Origin of the sequence: Paenibacillus sp. MMO-58, from assembly GCF_037146255.1 — a bacterium.
GTDB lineage: Bacteria > Bacillota > Bacilli > Paenibacillales > Paenibacillaceae > Pristimantibacillus.
Genome location: NZ_JBBCVY010000025.1, coordinates 1 through 20,164, shown reverse-complemented (window position 1 = coordinate 20,164; position 20,164 = coordinate 1). Strand labels below are relative to the sequence as shown.

Annotated in this window: 13 protein-coding genes, 14 tRNA genes and 1 rRNA gene; 2 read left to right on the top strand and 26 right to left on the bottom strand. The window is 51.1% G+C overall.

The genetic code is table 11. The annotated features are described in order from the left end of the window. Positions 1-306: 306 nt before the first annotated feature. Both WFJ73_RS32825 and WFJ73_RS32820 read left to right on the top strand, forming a co-directional pair. Complete coding sequence (locus WFJ73_RS32825) at positions 307-780, top strand: hypothetical protein (protein WP_336776941.1); 474 nt, start codon at positions 307-309, stop codon at positions 778-780. Then, on the top strand, positions 780-1,286 hold the full coding sequence (locus WFJ73_RS32820; RefSeq protein WP_336776940.1) for a hypothetical protein: 507 nt from the start codon (positions 780-782) through the stop codon (positions 1,284-1,286). Before WFJ73_RS32825 ends, WFJ73_RS32820 begins: the two co-directional genes overlap by 1 nt. 36 nt (positions 1,287-1,322) lie before the next feature. Here WFJ73_RS32820 and WFJ73_RS32815 read toward each other — a convergent pair whose 3' ends face one another. From WFJ73_RS32815 to WFJ73_RS32690, 26 genes are all read right to left on the bottom strand, one after another. After that, complete coding sequence (locus tag WFJ73_RS32815) at positions 1,323-2,210, bottom strand: carbohydrate ABC transporter permease (protein WP_336776939.1); 888 nt, start codon at positions 2,208-2,210, stop codon at positions 1,323-1,325. Between the two features lie 15 nt (positions 2,211-2,225). Beyond that, on the bottom strand, positions 2,226-3,116 hold the full coding sequence (locus WFJ73_RS32810) for an ABC transporter permease (protein ID WP_336776938.1): 891 nt from the start codon (positions 3,114-3,116) through the stop codon (positions 2,226-2,228). Between the two features lie 88 nt (positions 3,117-3,204). After that, on the bottom strand, positions 3,205-4,941 hold the full coding sequence (locus WFJ73_RS32805; protein WP_336776937.1) for an extracellular solute-binding protein: 1,737 nt from the start codon (positions 4,939-4,941) through the stop codon (positions 3,205-3,207). A 127-nt stretch (positions 4,942-5,068) separates the two neighbouring features. Next, positions 5,069-6,154 carry a response regulator transcription factor gene (locus WFJ73_RS32800; RefSeq protein WP_336776936.1) on the bottom strand — a complete coding sequence of 362 codons (1,086 nt, stop codon included), beginning with the start codon at positions 6,152-6,154 and terminating at the stop codon, positions 5,069-5,071. Next, positions 6,151-7,947 (bottom strand): sensor histidine kinase, encoded by a 1,797-nt coding sequence (locus WFJ73_RS32795; RefSeq protein ID WP_336776935.1) that lies wholly within the window; start codon positions 7,945-7,947, stop codon positions 6,151-6,153. Before WFJ73_RS32795 ends, WFJ73_RS32800 begins: the two co-directional genes overlap by 4 nt. A 184-nt stretch (positions 7,948-8,131) precedes the next feature. Continuing rightward, positions 8,132-8,208, bottom strand: a tRNA-Pro gene (locus tag WFJ73_RS32790). Next, positions 8,209-8,283 (bottom strand) — tRNA-Gly (locus WFJ73_RS32785). Positions 8,284-8,286: 3 nt separating this feature from the next. After that, a tRNA-Leu gene (locus WFJ73_RS32780) sits at positions 8,287-8,373 on the bottom strand. 160 nt (positions 8,374-8,533) lie between these two features. Then, positions 8,534-11,602 (bottom strand): discoidin domain-containing protein, encoded by a 3,069-nt coding sequence (locus tag WFJ73_RS32775; protein ID WP_336776934.1) that lies wholly within the window; start codon positions 11,600-11,602, stop codon positions 8,534-8,536. Between the two features lie 146 nt (positions 11,603-11,748). After that, positions 11,749-12,567 (bottom strand): carbohydrate ABC transporter permease, encoded by an 819-nt coding sequence (locus WFJ73_RS32770; protein ID WP_336776933.1) that lies wholly within the window; start codon positions 12,565-12,567, stop codon positions 11,749-11,751. Beyond that, entirely contained in the window at positions 12,567-13,445 is an 879-nt protein-coding gene (locus WFJ73_RS32765) for a carbohydrate ABC transporter permease (protein ID WP_336776932.1), read from the bottom strand. The genes WFJ73_RS32770 and WFJ73_RS32765 overlap by 1 nt, the downstream gene beginning before the upstream one ends. Before the next feature lie 69 nt (positions 13,446-13,514). Next, positions 13,515-14,858 carry an ABC transporter substrate-binding protein gene (locus WFJ73_RS32760; protein WP_336776931.1) on the bottom strand — a complete coding sequence of 448 codons (1,344 nt, stop codon included), beginning with the start codon at positions 14,856-14,858 and terminating at the stop codon, positions 13,515-13,517. 118 nt (positions 14,859-14,976) lie between these two features. Continuing rightward, positions 14,977-16,578, bottom strand: a complete 1,602-nt coding sequence (locus WFJ73_RS32755) for a response regulator transcription factor (RefSeq protein ID WP_336776930.1) — start codon at positions 16,576-16,578, stop codon at positions 14,977-14,979. Beyond that, positions 16,571-18,373, bottom strand: coding sequence for a sensor histidine kinase (locus tag WFJ73_RS32750; RefSeq protein ID WP_336776929.1), 1,803 nt, complete (start codon positions 18,371-18,373; stop codon positions 16,571-16,573). Before WFJ73_RS32750 ends, WFJ73_RS32755 begins: the two co-directional genes overlap by 8 nt. Before the next feature lie 394 nt (positions 18,374-18,767). After that, positions 18,768-18,852, bottom strand: a tRNA-Leu gene (locus WFJ73_RS32745). 16 nt (positions 18,853-18,868) lie between these two features. Then, positions 18,869-18,941, bottom strand: a tRNA-Lys gene (locus tag WFJ73_RS32740). Positions 18,942-18,952: 11 nt separating this feature from the next. After that, positions 18,953-19,036 (bottom strand) — tRNA-Tyr (locus WFJ73_RS32735). A 7-nt stretch (positions 19,037-19,043) separates the two neighbouring features. After that, positions 19,044-19,119, bottom strand: a tRNA-Thr gene (locus WFJ73_RS32730). A gap of 25 nt (positions 19,120-19,144) precedes the next feature. Beyond that, positions 19,145-19,220, bottom strand: a tRNA-Phe gene (locus WFJ73_RS32725). A gap of 15 nt (positions 19,221-19,235) precedes the next feature. Then, positions 19,236-19,312: transfer RNA gene (locus WFJ73_RS32720), tRNA-Asp, on the bottom strand. A gap of 36 nt (positions 19,313-19,348) precedes the next feature. Continuing rightward, a tRNA-Met gene (locus tag WFJ73_RS32715) sits at positions 19,349-19,425 on the bottom strand. A gap of 18 nt (positions 19,426-19,443) precedes the next feature. Continuing rightward, positions 19,444-19,519: transfer RNA gene (locus tag WFJ73_RS32710), tRNA-Val, on the bottom strand. A 77-nt stretch (positions 19,520-19,596) separates the two neighbouring features. Next, a tRNA-Glu gene (locus tag WFJ73_RS32705) sits at positions 19,597-19,671 on the bottom strand. A 20-nt stretch (positions 19,672-19,691) separates the two neighbouring features. Then, positions 19,692-19,782: transfer RNA gene (locus WFJ73_RS32700), tRNA-Ser, on the bottom strand. Positions 19,783-19,785: 3 nt separating this feature from the next. Then, a tRNA-Asn gene (locus WFJ73_RS32695) sits at positions 19,786-19,861 on the bottom strand. 195 nt (positions 19,862-20,056) lie between these two features. Further along, positions 20,057-20,164, bottom strand: a 23S ribosomal RNA gene (locus WFJ73_RS32690); the annotation flags it as partial.

Sequence of the window (20,164 nt, the reverse complement as noted above, 5' to 3'; positions counted from 1 at the left end):
AATGCTTAGAGCTATGACAAATATACCTTTGAATATCTTCAGTAACGTTCGCCTCCTTTAATAGTTATTCTATAATTCGAGGCTTTTCGCCAATTTCCTTGAAAAATAATCCAGTTCTTGAATTATGCTATAATGATAACCGGCTATTTTTACTTGATAACTACCGGAGGGGCATATCAAAAAATAAACCACACCCTTATGGATGTGGTTTTTCTTTTGCCTGTATTAATCAGAACAAAGGATATCTTTAACATACAAAGGGAAATCTACCCTCAGACTGGATTGGATACGGAAGGAGGGTCCCCGTTGGTCATTGTTATTTTTATTTTATACGCATGGTTCTGTATTCAAGTGCTGATGAATCTGCGCCTTAAGCTGCCGCTTGCGGTCAACCTCCTTTTATTTATGGCCATTGAAGTCGTGCTCACGAACAAGCTGACCATTAGCGGCCACAACCTTAAGCTATTCCAAATCAATCAGAATATCCCGCATTTTATCGCTTTGATTCTGCATAATGACTTCACCATAACCTTTATCCTGATCGCTTTTGCAAATGTTTTTCTCTTATCGTCAAAAACGAGCGTACGGACCTGCATCGTCGTCTACGCCTTTGGCGTACAGTTGTTGCTCGGTTGGGAACTGAGTCGGAATCAGGTTCTTATTTATAAAGAATGGAATTACCTTAATGAGTCCCTGATGATTCTCCTAGTCATGGCGTATACCTTGCTATGCGGAAAGATCTTTCAGTGGATGGCTTCAAAAGAAGGATGGATTCGATAATGGAATCAGTCGTTTATGACCAGCATTTCAATGCTAACGAGTTGTATGTTATCGCTCTGATGACGGTAGGCTTCACCGTCTATCGGCTGCTGCCGCGAACGATGTCTCCTTTGCAGACCATTTCTTATATGCTTATAAGCGTCACGTTAGGGCTTATTTTTGACCATACGATTGCAATACCTCCATTTGATTTGTACGATGTTGGCGACAATTCAAGCTATGAGTTTTTCGATTTCATCTCGTATCTAATGTACGCCCCTTACGGATACTTGTATATCTATGGGTTTGAGCGTTTCCGAATATCGGGAATCATAACCATCGGATATATCCTGGTGTGGGCAGCCATCGCTCTCCTATTCGAATGGCTTGGAGTCAAGTGTGGCGTATTCCACTACAAACACGGATACTACATCCTCTACTCCATTCCCATCTACCTGGTCGTGCTCAGTGCTCAACTATCGGCGTACCGGGCTGTCTTTTCCAATCACCGTTGGCAAAAAAATTAAAGAACCACATCCCGGCAGGATGTGGTTCTCGTCTTGTTACTCCTTCACGGCGCCCAGCATGATGCCGGATACGAAGTATTTTTGCAGGAATGGATAAACGACCAGCATCGGCACCATGGCGATAAATACTTTAGCCGAGTTAAGCGTCCGGTTGGACAGCTCCGAGAGCTTCTTGTACTGCTCCGGCGTCAGGTTGGTGCCCACCGGAATGTTGACGACAAGCTGCTGGATATAGGTCTGAAGCGGATAGCTCGATTGCGTGTTACTCAGCACCAAGCCGTTAAAGAACTCATTCCAGTGGTATACGCTGATAAAGAGCGCTACGGCAGCAAGCACCGGAATCGAGCAAGGGATATAGACCCGGAACAAGACAGACCATGGACCGGCACCGTCAACGACAGCCGCCTCATTCAGCTCCTTCGGCAGATTGCGGAAGAAGTTCATGATCAGGATAACATCGAATACCGGTACTCCCGCGCCTAACACCAACGCCCAGATCGTATCGATCAGGTGATAGTTTTGAATGGTCAGATACCAAGGGATTAATCCGCCGTTAAACAACATGCAGAAGACAAGAAGCCACATGAACATATTGCGCGTTTTGAAATCTTTCTTGGGCCTTGCCAGCGGATAAGCCATTAATACCGTTACGAGCAAGGAGAACGACGTGCCAAGCACAGTACGCTGGATGGAGATCCAAAATGCGTTAAAAAACATGCTGTCATTGATAATTTCTTTATAAGGCGTCAAGGAAAATCCGATTGGATATATCGTCACCAGGCCCGCATTAGCCGCTGATTTCTCGGAAATCGATACACAAAACGTGTACCACAGAGGATATACGCAGCTAATGAGCAGGAGAGCGAGGAGGACAATATTGGCGATATCAAACGCCCGCGAACCTAACGTTGTATTTCTGACCATAGCAGCGTCCTCCTCTTAGAATATCGTGTAATCGGCATAACGATATGCCAGTCGATAGGATACATAGATCAGCACGAAACTAATGACCGACTTGAATAACCCAGCCGCCGTCGCCAGCGAGAACTGAAGATTTTGCAAGCCTAGCCGGTATACCCAGGTATCCAGAATATCTCCCGTCGAATACACAAGCGGGTTATACAGGTTGTATACCTGATCGAAGCCGGCGTTCAGCACGTTGCCGAGACTGAGTACGCCAAGCAGGACTACCGTTGTCGTCAGCGCAGGCAGCGTAACATTGCGGATGAGCTGCCAGCGGTTGGCCCCGTCAATCGCGGCCGCTTCGTACAGATTGGGATTGACGCCTGTCAGTGCCGCCAAATAGATGATGGCGTTGTAACCGAATTCCTTCCATACGTCCGTACCGATAATCAGCTGCCGGAATATGCTCGAATCCGCCATAAACAGCTTCGGATCCACACCGAAATAACCGATAATTGTATTTACAACGCCATAATAGCCGAAGATTCCAATGACAATCGTGGACATGATAACCCACGACAGAAAGTGCGGCAGGTAAACGACCGTCTGCACCAGCTTCTTGAAGCGCAGATTGCGAAGTTCATTGAGAAGAATGGCAAAGACAAGGGGAACAATCAAATTCATCACGATTTTGCCGATAGCGATAATGAACGTATTCGTAATAACCGTCTTGCTGTCATTCAGCTGGAACATATACTTGAAGTTTTCAAGCCCGACCCATTCGGATTTAAACAAACCCATTCCCGGATTATAATTCTGAAATGCCATCAGAATCCCGAACATAGGCACAATACTGAACATGACAAGCCAGACCATACCCGGCAGCAGCATCAAATAATAATGCTTCTGATGGCCTAATTTCCTCATAACGGCAAACCTCCCGTCCCTCTATCAGGATATAAAGCTTGCGAAAAGGACCGAAACGCAAGGCGCCTTCCGCAAGCTTTACCCATCATTATTTCTTCAAGAGTTCTGCAACTTCCGCCGTGATTTCGTCTCCGCCTTGCGCCTTCCAATCCTTCACGAACTTATCGAAGGAGTCGATCGGCTGCTGGCCAAGGATGATTTTCAGAACGGTCTCATCTTCCATCTTCTTGAGGTTGGCCCATTTGGTCTCCATCGTTGGCGTCTGGTTGTAAGTGACGCTGTAGACCTTCTTGTCGATTGGAGTGGTAGCAAACGGACGATCGCCAATCAAGAGCGAATACAAACGCTGGAAGTCGCCGAAGTTGGCCGTGCTGAAATTGCTGACGCCAAGCTCGTCATACGGAGGCTTCACGACATCTCTTACTTTTTTCGCATCCGCATACATCAGTTTGTACAAGCTGTTCGGTACGTTATAATCCTCTGGTTCTGCCTCGCCCTTCAGAACTTTCATCAGCTCGGTGTACTCGTATTCCGTCTCGTTGGCCGCGGCCATTACGTTGCGGAGCGGATACCAGCCTACGGCAACGGACAAGTCAAAGGTCGCTTCATCGCGCACAAGGGCATTGTTCATGATCAGAATGGCCTTAACGACGTCCGGCTTGGCATTTTTGCTGATAATGGTGTAAGTGCTGCCCGTCGTTTTCATATGCGTATTCCATTTGCCGTCATCGGAGTAGACAGGGTAAGCCTGCCAGTTCGCCGTAGGATCGTTCTTGAAGGAGTCGCCATTGCCGTAGCCGCCGTTCCACCAAGGTCCGAAGAAAATGCCCGTTTGGTTGGCATTGATCGGATCCCCCGTGTTATCGCGAGTGCCCACTTCAGGATCGATAAGTCCTTTTTTGTACCAGTCAGCCAGCAAGGCCAACGTTTTCTTCGTATTCTCCGACGTTGTTCCGTACGACACCGTACCGTCGCCATTGTCGAGCCAGTAGCCCGGATAAGCATCCATCGCGCCGAAGATCGGGTCGAATCCAGCCATATTGTTGGAAGATACGAGGAAAGTGGAATAAGGGAATGTATTTTTGGAAGGGCCGGCAATACCGATGGTTTTGTCCCCGCCCAGCTTGTTATCCATAAACGCTTTAGCCGTTTTCTCGAGATCGGCAATCGTCTTCGGCACCGGCAGACTCAGCTTATCGAGCCAGTCCTTGCGGATCCACATCACGTGCACGCCGTCGGTGTCTACCGTAATGTTCGGGAGCGACACCATTTTGCCTTTGTAGCTGGCGTTTTCCAGGGCGCGTCCTTCGGTACTTGCCATAATATCTTTAACCTGTTTGGACGCATATTGATCAAAAAGATCGCCAATATCGTACAGCAGTCCCGAGCTGGCCGCTTTCGTCATGAAGGAGCGGTCGTCGACCACCATGCCGTCAGGCAGCTTGCCTGATGCGATCGTCAGGCTGACCTTCTGCTTGAAGTCGTTACCGGTAGCGGCGGTCCAATCCACGATGACGTTGATGTTGTACTTGTCTTTCAAGTAACGCGTGTATTGGTTGTTGCTTACGCTGTCGCCTTCCGGCAGCGTTTTGTCCGTTGGGTCCACCACCATGCCGATGTGAACGTCAACAGGCTTTGGGAATTTGGAGAAGGCGAGGTCATCCCCGGACAATGCGGGACTCTCGGAGCTGCTTGCATTAGAACTTGCCTCTGGGCTTGAAGACGCTTTCACATTGTTGTTTGATGAATCATTGGAAGAAGAACATGCTGTCAAGCTTACACCTAGCAATGCAGCAGAAAGCATTAGTGCCATATTCCTTTTCATCTAACCCCTCCTAAAACTCTTCGTCGTTCCTTGCTTACCCATTGTACAATGAAAGCGCTTAAAAAAAGTCGGACGGATGTGCCCTGTTTTGTGTTCAATCCGGAAACGGGGGTAGATATTTGTTCGATCAATTGTAATCAATCTTCCCCCCAATGAATTGCGCGCGGAACTCGGATGGCAGGAGACGGGTCTGCTCATAGAACAGCTGGGAGAAATATTTGGAGTCGTTGTAGCCTACGGCATGAGCAACCCACGCGATGGACTGATTCGTCTCGCACAGCAGGCGTTCCGCGGACCGGATCCGCTCCTGCTTCAAATAGTCGTTAAACGTCGAGCCTGTCAGCCTCTTGAAGCATTGGCTGAAATAGCTTCTGCTCATGTGAACGTGATCGGCGACGTCCTCGGCATGCAGCGTGCCCGAGGCCTGTTCACGAATGAACAGCACCGCCTTCAGAATACTTGTTGTTGTATTGGTAAAATCGGTAGTTGCCGCCACCTGCGCATATACGCGATTCCTGAAATCGCGCATCCATTCGACCGCCGAGCGGACATCAGCCGCATCGGAGCCAAGCTCCGCAGGAAGCCCAAGATCGGTCTCGAGCTGAGACAACACCCGCATAAACAGCCCTTCCAAGCGGCGGAAGGACACCTTGGTTTGCGCCGTCTGCTTGCATAGACGCTGAAAGACTGATTCATTATAAAGCCAGTAGTTAGAGCGCCATTCCTGCTCCAGCCCGCTCCAGCCCTCCTCCTCTTGCGTACGGCCGTTTTGCCCGGGTTCGGGAGCCGCATTCAGGGCCGCCGGAGGCTGGCCGGACGCTTGCTGCATTGCCGCTCCTGTCATCTGCTGCTGAATTCTTTTTAAAATTTGCTCGTCATCCTCCGATTCCAGACGCACCTTGGATATATAGTCGAGCACGCCCATGCGGTAAGCGGTCTGCACATTTTCGAATTCCTCATGAAACGATAGGATAACGGAACGAAGGCTCGGGAATCGCTGACGCGTCACCTGAAGCAGCTCCATTCCCGACATGACGGGCATCGACAGATCGACAAACATGAGATCCACCTCATGCTGCTCCATGAACTCAAGCGCCTTCGCGCCGTTCGCCGCCTCTCCAACGACAACCATGTCATGATTGGACCAAGGCATAATGGAAATAAAGCCTTTGCGCGCAAGCTTATCATCGTCAACGATTAATACACGAATCACATGGCTCTCTCCTTTCGTTGTTCAAGAAAAGGAAGGGTTAACGTAACCGTCGTGCCCTGATTTGGCGTGCTATCTATACCCATGCGGGCTTTGTGGCCATAAGAGGATTCCAGCATGGAGCGGACGTACCGGAGTCCAATCCCCCAGCCCGTCTGCTGCTGGTCCGGCGTGTCGCGCTGCAGCAGGGCCAACGTCTCCTGGCTGAGCCCCTTGCCATCGTCGCGGATCATAATGCGAACCATCTGCGTCACCTCGTCCGGCACAACGCTGATTTCCAGCATACCGTTGTCATCGAGTCCGTGACAGACGGCATTTTCCACGATAGGCTGCAGGATGAACCTTGCTACCGGGCTGTCCAGATAAGTCCCTTCGGCAATATCCAGCTTCACTTCAAAATCATGCCGCATCTGCTGCAGCTCGAGATAGGTTCTCATGACCTGAATTTCTGATCGGAAGGTCGCTTTTTCCTCGGATTTACCCAGATTGTAGTTCAGCAGAATAATAAGCGAGGAGATAAACTTCTCGATTTCTTCCTGCTTGTGCATAACGGCCAGCCAGCGCACCGAATTCAGCGTATTCATCAAGAAATGCGGGTTGATCTGGTAGGCAAGCTTTTCGATCTCCAGCTGATGCCGGCGCTTCTCCTTCTGCTCCACGTCCATGATGAGCTGCTGAATCTGCCGCTTCATAATGTTGAACTGGTCGAAAATCCGGTCGAACTCGTCGATTCCCGTATGGTACTGCGTAGTGCCCATGTACCCTTTGCCAAACGTCCGCATCTCCTTCTCGATCAACCGGAACGGTCGGTTAATGAGCCTCCGCAGCACAAGCGTAAGCATAAACATCATCAGAAGGGCGATGGCGAGAATCCAATACATATGATTTTTCCACGTGTAAAGCTCATGGTTGTAATAAGAGACGGGGAGAAGCATCGTGATGTCATAGCCGTAATCGCCGGTCATCCGGTTCCAGACATACTCGTCCGTCGTGCCCGATTGGCCCTTCAGCTCAAGATGCTGGCCCGCTTCAAACGCGTTCCCGTTGCTGCTGTAGGTTACATTGCCTTCGGAATTCGTGAATACAAGCGTGTACGGCATGTTCAAACTTTCGGTAACCGAGCTCATATCCGTCGGAATATCGGTCTTGGCTTCCACGTAGACAACAAGCTTGGTTCCGTCCGAAAAGGTAACTTCCCGGGTGACGGAAACCACGAGATCATCGCTGAAGCGGCATAAGGATTTATGCGGGGACTGGTATCTCAGCTCCCCCATACCGGCAACATCCGGCAAGGATTCAAGCTTAAAGTCCGCGCGCACCGGCAAATTCGTTAAAGCGGCTTGTCCGCTTGCATCGTTATAGTACATCACCAGCTGCATAGCCGGGTTCGAGAACGTAATTAAACCAATGTTATAGGAGATATCGCGTGAGAGAAGACGTTGACTATAAATGTCCGCGGTGGAGACGTACGTCTCCATAAGATGGCCAACCGTGCCTTCCGGCGTCATCTGCTGGGTAACCTGGAGCAGATTATTGTACATTTGGTTCTGCTTGGTCGTTTGCTGGTACAGATCAAATGCCATAGAGGTTTTGATTTTATCGTGCTGCATCGTGTAGATCGCATTGTAGGAGACGGAGGCCATCAGAATCGCACAGCCTACAAAGCCGATCGTCAGTAACACCATGATGCGTTTGCGAAGAGAGGAGAATAAAAACCGGTTACGCAGCATGGACAAGATGCCGGATTTCTTATAAACCGTTCCGGGTGGTGACTTAAAAAAGCGTTTGCCTTGCACCTCCATCACCTCACAACAAGTATGGGACAAGACAATATTCGATGCTTTATGAGTTTATCCTGCCTGACGCGGAGGAAAGCTGCAATAGGGGATTATATCCAAATACGAAAAAGCCCCTTTATCTGAATAGATGAAGGGGCTTTCTATATGCAGTGGGCTTGTTGCGCCCGCAATATACTTTAAATGGTCGGGATGACACGATTTGAACATGCGACCCCCTGGTCCCAAACCAGGTGCTCTACCAAGCTGAGCTACATCCCGTGGAGCGGAAGACGGGAATCGAACCCGCGACCCTCGCCTTGGCAAGGCGATGCTCTACCGCTGAGCCACTTCCGCGTATGGTGCGGTCAAGAGGACTCGAACCTCCACGTCATTGCTGACACTAGAACCTGAATCTAGCGCGTCTGCCAATTCCGCCATGACCGCATTTTTCTTAACGCGTAATGAAGATTATATCCCATCATTCCGGGTTATGCAACAGTTATTTTTCATAGGTTTTGCGCTCCCCTCTAACGGCAAAAAGGCCCCCCGCGACAGCCGTATTGCCTGTCAGCGGGGGCCCCTTTTATGGGTTAAATCCCCTCTGTTATTTATAGATCGTAAAGATCAAATCGCGATTGCCGCCGTTCTCGGTTGTCCAAGTAGCGCCCCCGTTCGTCGACAGCCGCTCGAGCCCGCCGGCATACGGATTACTGTCGCTATAAGCGAACCCATACTTGTTGTTTGTCGAGTTGTCGTCAAGCGTCTGCGGAGAGCGTAAGATTAGTCCGTACTTCTTCGTGGTGTCCAGTCCCGTCAGGCGCGGATATACCGCGTACGGCGTCGCCGCCCCCGGAATATTGTTCGGATTAAGCGAAGCGCTGAACAGCTTTTGCACCGGATTGTTGTTGGCGTCGAGCTGAACGATATCCAGATAGTAGTTATCCTCCGGTACTTTGTTTACATAGCTTTCGTACAAGTAGACATCCAGCCTTGGCAGGCTCGATTGGGTTAACGTAAACGTCTGCATCCTTTGAATCCCCGCACGAATATCCGAGTACGCGGAGTACGAGGCGTTGCTGTTGTCCTGATCGATAACGTAGCCCGTATTGCCGCTCACATTGTAAGCTTCGATTTCATTAATAGACGGGATAAACCTGGCCTTGTTGATATACAGCCTAATTTTGGACGTGTTGACGGTCGGGAAGTCGAAGATACGCCGGTCGCCAATCGTAAAGCCTTTCGTCAGGTTCACGTAGCTCGAGCCGTTCCAATATTGCAGGGCGTACGTATCGATCTGGAAGTTCTGGCTGCCGTAGGCGTACTCGTTCACAACAACCCGGTTAACGCTTGTGCTGGAACCAAAGTCAACCTCGATCCACTGGTTGTTGGCCGTGCCGTTCTCCCCGCTCCACCTTGTCGCTTGGCTGCCGTCCGTTACTTTGGAAGCCTCAAAGCCGGCTTGGGCAGACCAGGTTGACGAAGCGGTCGCGGCCTTGCCGGAAGCGAGATTCGTTGCAGCCGTAGGCCATGTGCTGGATTGCGTGGAGATACGTACGATAATCGATTCACCCGGCTTCAGCGTGCGGCTGTAGCTGCCGGAGTATGCGCCAAGCTTCGTCTTGCTGTATAGCTCGGTCAGCGTATAGGTTGTGCTTGAGCTAAGGCCGAGATCGCTGAACGCTACGGATGCGGACTGCGAATTGTTCATATCCCAGTTGGACAGTCCGACGTATTTGTCGCCATTGGCCGCAGTCAAATAAATCGCAGTCGGAGGATGCTCGAGCTTATGATAAAAGTTCGTCATCGACACCGGCCGGGCCGCCTTGCCCGCCTTCACCAAACTAAGCAGATCGGAGTTGAACAGCGTCTTCATCCGATCCTCCGATATAAACGGCACGTTGTCGCCGATAAGAAGATGTCCGCCGCCCATAATAATTGCCGTGGAGAGCAGCGTTCCTTCGTTCAGCGTAACTTTATTAAAGCCGTCAATCACGCTTTCCGGGAACAGCATATCGGGGTCGTTGTACGAATACAACGTACCGTTCGTCCACCAGGAAGCCGCCGTGTTAAGCGCCTGACGTTCGATGCCGGGATACGATTCCAGTCCGATTGTTGTATCGACGCCCGTCCTGCGTCCATGCGCATAGCCCGATGGCAGCAGCGGCGCTATCGACTCGTTGATGTAGATGTCCTGCGGAGCCGCAAGCAAGGTATCGCGCATGATCTGCATGCCGATCCGGTAGGCTTCCATCCCGTTTTTCGTGGAATCGTAGAAGCTGCCTTCATACATGCCAAGATCGATAAAATCAAGTTTCACGTAATCAAAGCCCGGATCGATATGCTGCGTCTGCATGATCCACCGCAAGTAGGCTTGGCCGCCGGGATGCGTCGCATCTACGATATACGTATTGATGTACGACTTGATCGGGTTGCCGGAAGCATCCTTGAGCGCAATGTCGCCAAACGTATACGACGTCGTTGGCACCGTATCCGTCAGAGGATCAAAGATAGCAAACGGAGCGGAGTATGTGCCGGCCTTCATCCCTTTGCTATGCACGTAATCGGCGAAGTCCTTCAGATTCTGCACCGGCGTCTTGCTAGGCACGCCCTTGTAGCAGCAGTCGAGATTCATGTAATTGTAGCCAAGCGACTTCAGATGGGTGTAGAAGTAATCCGTTGTCGGAAGCATCGCATCCGCCGTACCGTAAGTGTAATACGCGTACCATGTGTTGAAGCCGATCGGCACGTCGCCGGTCCAATTCAGCTTTGGCTCGCCAACGGCGTAAGCTTGGCCAAACGTCTCCAGTCCGTCACGGTAGTCCGTGAAATAACCAAGGAAAAACTTATCGCTCGCCACGGACGTACCGCTCTTTTTCCCGCCCGCGTTGTATATCGAAAACCCGGTAAGCGGACCGTTTGCCGTGCTGGCCGGGGCCAGGTATTGCATGCTCTTCCACGTCTTTGTCGTAGCCGCACCGGCGACGACGCCCTTCTTGCTTGCATTGTCGAACATGGCCGCAACCCAGTAGCTCTTGCCGTTGAACGCCGACCAAGTCTCACCTGCACCGTACGGACGGTCGTCGCCGTTCTGGCTGTTGCCGAAATCGTTGACCGGCGCTACGCCAAAATCGTAGTTGTTCGTATAAGGAGTTGTATAAATGCGCTTATCGCTGCCTGAGCCGATGTCGAGATTATTGGCCGCGATTGGCTCAAGGAAGTCGATCGTCTGCGATGTTCCTTTGCTGACCGTCATATCCGAGAGGATATAGGATCGGTTCTCGTACATGGTGATGCGCAGCGTTATCGTGGATCCCGACGCAAGCGCATTCGTAATCGTCAGCAGCTTGCCGCTTGTGCCATAACCGTCGGTACCGGTTGTCGTCCAGCTTGCGGTCCGAATCGCCGAATCGGTCGACTTATACCTGGTCGGGCTTCCGCTGATCGCATAGTCCGAGTAAAAATCGCTGATGAGTGTTGTGCTGCCTTCCTTAAACGTGCCTTTGCCCGTCGACAGGTCGTACGCAACGGTAATCGTCCCGTTGGTAGCGGTTACAACATTGCCCGTCTGAGAGATCGACACGGGTGCCGCATACGTCGTACGGGTGCCGACAGGCAGCAATACCGACAGGAGCAGCGAGAGAAGCAGCACAACCTTCATGCCATTCTTTCTCATTATTTTCCCTCCTAATGAGTGGTGATGAGCAGACAACCCTGCTCTCGCCACCCATTGTACGACAGTCGCCCGACCAAAATAATCCAATTATTTGTGCGATCGATGTCCGCTTTTTTGCTTAGCCGGTATTCGGTTACGATTGCGCCTCAGCCTTTGATTGCCCCGGCCGCAATCCCTTTGATAATGAAACGCTGCATGAACAGGAAGAAGACGATAATCGGGATAAGCCCCATCACCGCATAGGCAAACGCAAGGTTCAAGTCGCTGCTGTACTGCCCGAAGAAGAAATACTGCTGCAGCGGGATCGTCCGGAAGTCTTTGCTTTGCAGATACAATAACGGCAGCAAGAAGTCGTTCCATATATAGAGTGCGTTAAGGACAAGCACCGTCGCGGTCACGGGCTTAAGCAGCGGCATAACGATACGGATGAAAATCCCCGGCGTAGAGCAGCCGTCAATGCGGGCCGCCTCTTCAATCTCCCGCGAAATACCTCGCACGAAGCCGGTAAAGAACAGAACCCCGGACTGGACGCCAAATCCACCGTAGATCACGATGATTCCCCAATAATTGTTCAGCATATCAAGCGATTTGCCAAGCTGGTAAAGGGGAAGCATCGTTACCTGGAAAGGCACCATCATGCCGGATAGAAACAACAGGAAGAAGAAGTTGTATAGCGGCTTGTTGCCGCGCGCAATCGCGTACCCGCTCAAGGCGGAGATGATCAGAATAAGCAGTACGGAAAGAACGGTGATGATTACGCTGTTCAAGAATGCTGTCGGGTACTTTGACGTATCCCAGGCATGAACGAAGTTGGCCAGATCCAGGGACGGCGGCAGCGCGTAAAAGGAATCAAAGGTCTGCTTCGCCGATTTAAGCGCCATAAGCACGGCAACGTAGAGCGGAAACAGAAACACGGCGGCAACCGCCGCAACGGCAATAAACACTAGCAATCGCGTGCTTCTCATTACATCTCCACCTCCCGCTTTCTGAATACCGTCACTTGCACTACCGTTACGATGACCAGAATAACAAAGAAAATCATCGATAGCGCCATGCCGTACCCTGCTTTAAACGAGGAGAACGCGTTTTTATAAATAAACGTCGAGATCACCTCGGTAGCAAAGCCCGGTCCGCCGTTTGTCGTAACAAGCACGAGATCGAATACTTTCAGCGAGCCGGTCAGGACGAGCAGCATGTTAATCGTCACCGACGGCGCAAGCAGTGGCAGCGTAACGTTGCGAAATACGCGGAGCGGCCCCGCTCCGTCGATGCGCGCGCTTTCCGACAGCTCGGCTGGAATGCCCTGCAGGCCGGCAATGTAGATAATCATCGGCGCGCCAATACCCTGCCACACGGCGATAATGATGAGACCGTACAGCGCGCGATCGGGATTGCCCAGCGGACTGGTTACGTCCATCCCGAGATGGGCGAGCAGCCTCGGAAATCCTTGGCTGTAGTTATAGCTCCAGATGAAGCCGGCGAGTATGACCGAAATAACGCTTGGCAAAAAGAAAATCGTGCGGAACAAATTCCGCAGCGGCAGATAGCTGTCGAGCAACAGCGCGAACAGGAGCGCAACAAGATTGACGAGCAGCGTAAGAATGATCGCATATTTGAACGTGTTGCCAAGAACCGTCCATAGATCGGCGTCTTGGAGCGCATTCACGTAATTGTCCCAGCCAATATAAGTCAACTTGCGGGAGATTCCATCCCAGTTCGTGAACGAATAACGTATCCCCGTGACAAAAGGAACGATAACGGCGAACGTAAACAACAGAACACCCGGAACGAGGAACAGAACGTACCACATCTCGCGTCGAATCGTTTTTTTCAAGCCTTCCATCCGCTTTCTCTCCTTTCCGAAAGGAACGGCATAAGCTGTACCTATGCCGTTCGCGTCGCCAGTTCTCTATTATTTATGGTTTTTGGCAACCCAATCGTCGAGATCCTTAATGATATCGTCTGCCGTTGCCTTGTTGAAAAATACTTTTTGTACGTATTGCGAGAACTGCGTCGTCCAGTCAATCGTTGTTGTAATATACACTTGCGAGTTGTACAGCTGGCCGTTGTCGAAGTAAGGCTTCAAATCCGAGACGGCAGGAGCGATGTCCGTGGAAGCTCCTTTGACGTAAGTCAACGTCTTCACGTTCTCTACCCACGTGTTAGCCGCAGGAACGCTAGCCAAGTAAGCAAGGAATTTCATCGCGGCTTCCTTATGCTCGGACTTGCTGTTCACCGCTACTGATGCGTCCGGGTTGAACTCCAGCTTGTTAAGCGCCGGATCATTGCTGAACGGATACGGGAAGTAACCCATCCCGGTTGCGAACAGCTCCGGATTTTTCTTCTCGATGTCCGGTAGCGGCCAAGTGCCCATGTACATCATGGCAGCTTCTTCGCGGGCAAACATGTCGACCGCTCCGTTGTAGTCAACGCCAAGCTGGTCTTTGTTGCCGTATTTGAACATGTCGAGCGCATGCTGAATCGTCGTCTTCGTGGCCGGATTGTCCGCGAATTTCGCTTCGCCCTTCTCCAGCTTGTCGAAGAAGTCGGTCTGCTTGTCAACAAGCACCGTGTTGCTCGGGAAGTCGCGGCTCAGCCACATGCCAAGCGGCCAGCCGTCTTTCCAGCCAAGCGCAAACGGTGTTTTGCCCGAGTCTTTGATTTTCTGCGCAGCCGCGATAAGCGCATCGTATGTCGTAGGAATCTCGATTCCGAGATCGGCGAAAATTTTCTTGTTATAAAATACGGCGATTGGCCCTGCGTTCAGCGGCATGATGTAGTTGCGGCCGTCCGTTGCTTGCTCGGCGAGCACGCCCGGATCGAAGGTCTTCATAAATTCCTGGTCGGTTAAGTCTTCAAGGTAACCGCCATCCTTGTACAGCTTGGTCGTACTTCCGGCGTTTAAAGTAAATACGTCAACGATATCGCCGCTGGCGAGCTTTGTCTTCAGCAGTGTAGCGTAGTCGTCGAACTTGACCGGCTGTACGTCCACCTTGATATTCGGATTTTCCGCTTCGAACTGCTCGACGATTTTGTTGATGCCGTCCGTCGCGTCACTCTTGAAATGCATGAACGAGATGGTAACCGGTTCGGTATCTTCCGTTGCCGGCGCGCTCGCCGATTCCGTTGCCGAGTTGGCGGGCGCCGAAGCCGTATTAGCCGGGCTTGCCGCATTGTTGCCGTTATTTCCGCCACAAGCGCTCAGCAGCGCGGTCATCATGGCAACGCTGAGACCAAGGCCGAGTTTCTTGTTCATATCCATATCCCCTTTGTCTGATGTTCTCGGATCGAGCGTCCTCGTTCTCGTTCGTCCTGATGCTCAGTTTACTGATTGTCGGCGGCTGCAGGAATAAAATAAATTGGAGATGCGATGTTCAATTTTTTGCAGGCTGGGATTCAGGCATCGGCGACTCCCGGAATTCCGATGGAGTCTGTCCGGTAAATTTCTTGAATACCTGGCTGAAATACCTCTGATTCTCGTAACCGACCAGCTCGGCAATATCGCTAACCTTGTGATCGGATTCGCGAAGCAGCTCGCATGCCTTTTCCATTCGCTTGCGCGTTACATATTCGATGAAGTTCTCCCCGGTTGCGGCTTTGAATTGCCGGCTCAAGTAGCTCGGGTCCATATGATAGCGGGTTGCCATGTCGATCAGGCCGACATCTTCGAAATAATGCCCGTCCAAATACGCCACAATCTCGCTCATGGGATTGGCCGCATCATCCGAAGCAGCCCTTGCGTGTATATGCGCTTCTATAGCCGTTGACAGCTCCGCCACGTAGGCGTGAAGCGCGGAGAGCGTCATCACGCTGTCGACCGCGCGTTGATCGGACAGCAGCGGACTAGCCGCCGCAATAGCCGGCCACTCGCCTCCGGCGGCAGCGCCAAGCTTGCGCAGCTCCTTCTGGGCACTCCGAATGGTTAACGATTCCGACATCTCCGCTTTGCGCGCAAACTCTCCAAGCATTCTGCGAACCGAAGCGGCCTGTCCGCTGACGATCGCTTGCTGCAGCAGCTTCGCGTCGAAGCCGCCTAGCATCTCGCCACGCTCCCGAGGCGTACCGGCAGACATTACCGAGAATTCGGTTCCATGCAGCGTGCTGCCGTACAGACGCTCGCTCGCTTCCTCAAAAGCCTCCGGCAATTGGTCCAGACGGTCGCGCGGATCGCTTAGTCCAACGACCGCATATAACTGCAGCATACGACTCGTTATCTCGTGGAAGGGCATTAGCAGCTCCCGCACGGTCCCGCTGTCCATAGCCGGCTCTGACAGCAGCAGGCAAAGCCTCTGACGGTCGTCCGATTTGAATACGTAAAGCGGCGCGCCGCTCGTCAATTCGCTCATCATATTTTCGATACTGAACATAAGCAGGTCCGCATTGCCGTTGAACTTGGTTTCCGCGAGCTCGCGGAATCGTCGAAGCATGCAGACGGCAAGCCTATAGCCGCCTATAGGAGGACCCGTGAGAAGCTCCGCTGCCTGGGAGACAATGTCGGCACTGCCTACAATACGCCGTCCCGTCACGTTTTGCAGAAACGTCTCGGTACGCAGCTTGCGCATTTCGCTTGCGAATTGCTGGCGCTGCTCGACGCTCATATGGCTGCGGCTGGCCTGTATGGCCTTGACCATGGCATCCTTCAGGTCTGCATGAGACACCGGCTTTAGCACGTATTCGCATGCCTGGTAAGCAACGGCCGCCTTCATATATTCGAATTGCGAATGACCGCTGATTACGACAACCTTAATATGGTTGTACCGGTGATACAGTTGCTCGAGGAACTGCTGGCCGTTCATGACCGGCATATTCATATCCGTTACGATGATATGGGGCTTGCTGACCGGAATGAGCTCCAGCGCTTCCGCACCGTTTCTGGCTTCCGCTACAACTTCGACATCCAGCTGCAGCTCATCAATCATTTTGCCAACCGATTTGCGCCCCCATGGCTCGTCATCAACGACCATTACCTTAAACATGAGATTCTCCCCGCTTTCTGCATGGAATTCGGATACGAATAACCGTCCCTTCGCCCAGCTTGCTGTCCAATTCGAGGCCATACGAATCGCCGTATGCAAGCCGTATTCGTTCGTGAACGTTTTTTAACCCAATCGAGACCCCCGAGAATACTTCCATCGACTTCTTCTCCATGTCGCTGCGCAGCACGGCCAGCTTGTCTGGGGCTATACCCGGGCCGTTATCGCTGACGGACAATACGATCGTCCCTTCGTTCGTTTCAGCCCTTACGCGAATGAGCAGCTGCCCGTCGTCCGGCCCGCCAAGTGCGTGTATGAACGCATTCTCTATAATCGGCTGCATAACGAAACGAATCGTGGAGGCTTCCATCAGCGACTCCGGCACGTCAAATTCCATGCGCAGCGACTCCTCGAACCGAAACTGCTGGATATACAAATAGTTGCCGACATGCGCCAGCTCCTGCCGGATTGTAGACTCCGTATTCCCCTCATAGAAGCTGTAACGGAACAAGTCGCCAAGAGAACGGCACATCTCCGGAATTTCATAGTCCCCGATCAGTACGGCCTTACCGCCAATCGTTTGCAGCGTATTGTACAAAAAATGCGGGTTAATCTGCATTTGCAGAGCAAGCAGCTGAGCTTCTTTGTTCCGGAGCTGCATCTGGTAACGCTGCTCGATCAGCTCCCGTATTTTTTCCGTCATGAAGTTGAAGCTTCGGGTCAGCTCGGATATATCATCCCGATAACGGTACGGCTGTGACAGCGTGACGTGGAAGTTGCCGTTGCGCACCTTTTTCATCGCCTGGCCAAGCCGCTTTATCGGCCTTGTCAAATACTGCTGGGCAAAGAGCGACAGCAGCGAGATACACACTACGGCAAATACCACTGCCCCAATAGCGATTAGAAGCGTATTGTTGCGATGGCGAGCCAGCTCCTCGTTCGGATAGATAATGGTCAGCGTCGAATTGCCGTTATCCAGATAAGACGTACTGACAAGCAGATCCTGGCGCTGTTCGAATCGAAGCTCCTTCGGTTTGTTCTTCAGCCGTATATCCGGTGCATCAAATGTAGGTACGATACCATCGTACTTGTCGCTCGTATGGTAGAAGGTCTCGCCCCTAGAGTTGCGCAGCACGATTACATTCGGAGACTGGTTATTCGCCTCAATCACTTTAGTAAGCTCCTTCATCTGAATGTAAAAGACAAGCGTGCCGATTTTACTATGGTAGAACGGATCATATATCGTAATGGCAAATACGAAAAAATCCTGTTTAAACGAAGAATCCCTGTAGGAAAAGGAGAGCGAGTTCTGAAACGGCAAATCGAGCATGTCCTCGTAATGGGGAATGCTCTCGTTAAAAGGGATAGAATCATAACTGGCTGCTCTCGACCAAAAGTCCTTCAGCTTATTGTCCTTGCCAAAGATCATGACTTTAATGACGGTATCCTTGTTCTTATTGGAGACAAGCGCATAATAGCTCTTCAGCGACTCGCCAAGAGCAAAGAAATCTTCGTCATTCACGTTACGACCGTGCTCCATCAAATTCATGACACGGGGGAAGCCGTACACCTGCAGGGCTGAAGATGACAGGTCACGAAAATATTGATTCAAGTAGCCAGCCACATATTGCGCATTCTGACTGGTACTGCGGTACATCGTGCGTTCCAACGATTTCGTGCTTGATTCGTAAAAGAGATAAGACAGCACAAGCATCGGTACGAGAGACGTGATTACGCTGCTCCAGACAATTTTTGTCCGGATACTCCGATTGACGAATAGCCACTTCATTAACTTCATGGCTGCGGACCTACCTGACTCTTATCCACCGGAAAGACGGAATCATCTATTACTCCAAATATCCGGAACCTAGCCTCTATCCGTAATTCTTGACCAACCTGCGTAGAGCTTGTCCAACCGATCATGCTACCCCTCGCTTTTTATTATGTAATCGATGCCAAATGGTGATGATGCATTATACCGTCTGGACAGAATACCTGCAATTCAATTTATCGTTAATTCCATGTTCAAATTTTTGACTGATATAACTGTTCAGAAATTGACCATTTTATTTATTAAGCGCTTTCAAATTACTAGGGGGAAGTATCTACATTCTAACTACAGCAGCTCAAAATCCTTTTCGAAAAAACAAAAAAGAGCCTTGCTAAGCAAGGCTCCGTAATTTCAAATCATATGGTGCGGTTGATGGGACTTGAACCCATACGCCCGGTGGGCACTACCCCCTCAAGATAGCGTGTCTGCCGTTCCACCACAACCGCAAAAAGCAAGGTAAAGTGAGCCATGAAGGACTCGAACCTTCGACACCCTGATTAAAAGTCAGGTGCTCTACCAACTGAGCTAATGGCTCTCAATGAAAAATGGTGGAGGGTGATGGATTCGAACCACCGAACCGTTAGGAAGAGATTTACAGTCTCCCGCGTTTGGCCACTTCGCTAACCCTCCGTAAACATGGTGCCGGCGATAGGAGTCGAACCCACGACCTACTGATTACAAGTCAGTTGCTCTACCAACTGAGCTACACCGGCATATTAAATTATCCACCATCTAACATGGTGGCTCGGGACGGATTCGAACCGCCGACACGAGGATTTTCAGTCCTCTGCTCTACCAACTGAGCTACCGAGCCTGATGTTTGATTAAATGGCGGAGCTGACGGGATTCGAACCCGCGGTCTCCTGCGTGACAGGCAGGCATGTTAGGCCTCTACACCACAGCTCCACATCGAATTCTCGGTAAAAACCGAAGATAAAGTTTTGGTTGCGGGGGCAGGATTTGAACCTGCGGCCTTCGGGTTATGAGCCCGACGAGCTACCGAGCTGCTCCACCCCGCGTCATTTTTAAAACATATATGGTGGAGGCTGAGGGGATCGAACCCCCGACCCTCTGCTTGTAAGGCAGATGCTCTCCCAGCTGAGCTAAGCCTCCATATTGTGTAACCCCGGGGTCCCCGAAAAGTAATCGGAATAACCTACGAAGCGCTACTTCACTTTTTGGGATGAAATTGGTGACCCGTAGGGGATTCGAACCCCTGTTACCTCCGTGAAAGGGAGGTGTCTTAACCCCTTGACCAACGGGCCGTATCAAATTGAAAGTTATATGGCAGAGAGGAAGGGATTCGAACCCTCGAGACCCGGTTAGAGCCTACACGATTTCCAATCGTGCTCCTTCGACCACTCGGACACCTCTCTATATGGCTCCCCGAACAGGACTCGAACCTGTGACAACTCGATTAACAGTCGAGTGCTCTACCAACTGAGCTATCAGGGAACATTAAGAAAAAAGGTAAAGCCCAATAAAAAACCCACTTCATGGTGGGTGTTTATTTATGCTATAAACATAAAACACCATAAGAAACTGAATATGATTCACACGAAACATTAGCTGGTTTCCGGCATCACACCGGAGTCCCTCAAAAGTAATTAGTATAAGCTGCAACGCTTAACTTCACTATGTGGGTTATTGTAGGATAAGCCCTCGACCGATTAGTATTCGTCAGCTCCACACATTGCTGTGCTTCCACCCCGAACCTATCAACCTCGTCGTCTTCAAGGGGTCTTACTAATTGGGAAA

Coding starts and splice junctions, on each gene's coding strand:
- WFJ73_RS32775 (WP_336776934.1), bottom strand. CDS start 11,602: ATGAGAAAGAATGGCATGAAGGTTGTGCTGCTTCTCTCGCTGCTCCTG.
- WFJ73_RS32765 (WP_336776932.1), bottom strand. CDS start 13,445: ATGGAAGGCTTGAAAAAAACGATTCGACGCGAGATGTGGTACGTTCTG.
- WFJ73_RS32820 (WP_336776940.1), top strand. CDS start 780: ATGGAATCAGTCGTTTATGACCAGCATTTCAATGCTAACGAGTTGTAT.
- WFJ73_RS32805 (WP_336776937.1), bottom strand. CDS start 4,941: ATGAAAAGGAATATGGCACTAATGCTTTCTGCTGCATTGCTAGGTGTA.
- WFJ73_RS32755 (WP_336776930.1), bottom strand. CDS start 16,578: ATGTTTAAGGTAATGGTCGTTGATGACGAGCCATGGGGGCGCAAATCG.
- WFJ73_RS32815 (WP_336776939.1), bottom strand. CDS start 2,210: ATGGTCAGAAATACAACGTTAGGTTCGCGGGCGTTTGATATCGCCAAT.
- WFJ73_RS32810 (WP_336776938.1), bottom strand. CDS start 3,116: ATGAGGAAATTAGGCCATCAGAAGCATTATTATTTGATGCTGCTGCCG.
- WFJ73_RS32760 (WP_336776931.1), bottom strand. CDS start 14,858: ATGAACAAGAAACTCGGCCTTGGTCTCAGCGTTGCCATGATGACCGCG.
- WFJ73_RS32750 (WP_336776929.1), bottom strand. CDS start 18,373: ATGAAGTTAATGAAGTGGCTATTCGTCAATCGGAGTATCCGGACAAAA.
- WFJ73_RS32770 (WP_336776933.1), bottom strand. CDS start 12,567: ATGAGAAGCACGCGATTGCTAGTGTTTATTGCCGTTGCGGCGGTTGCC.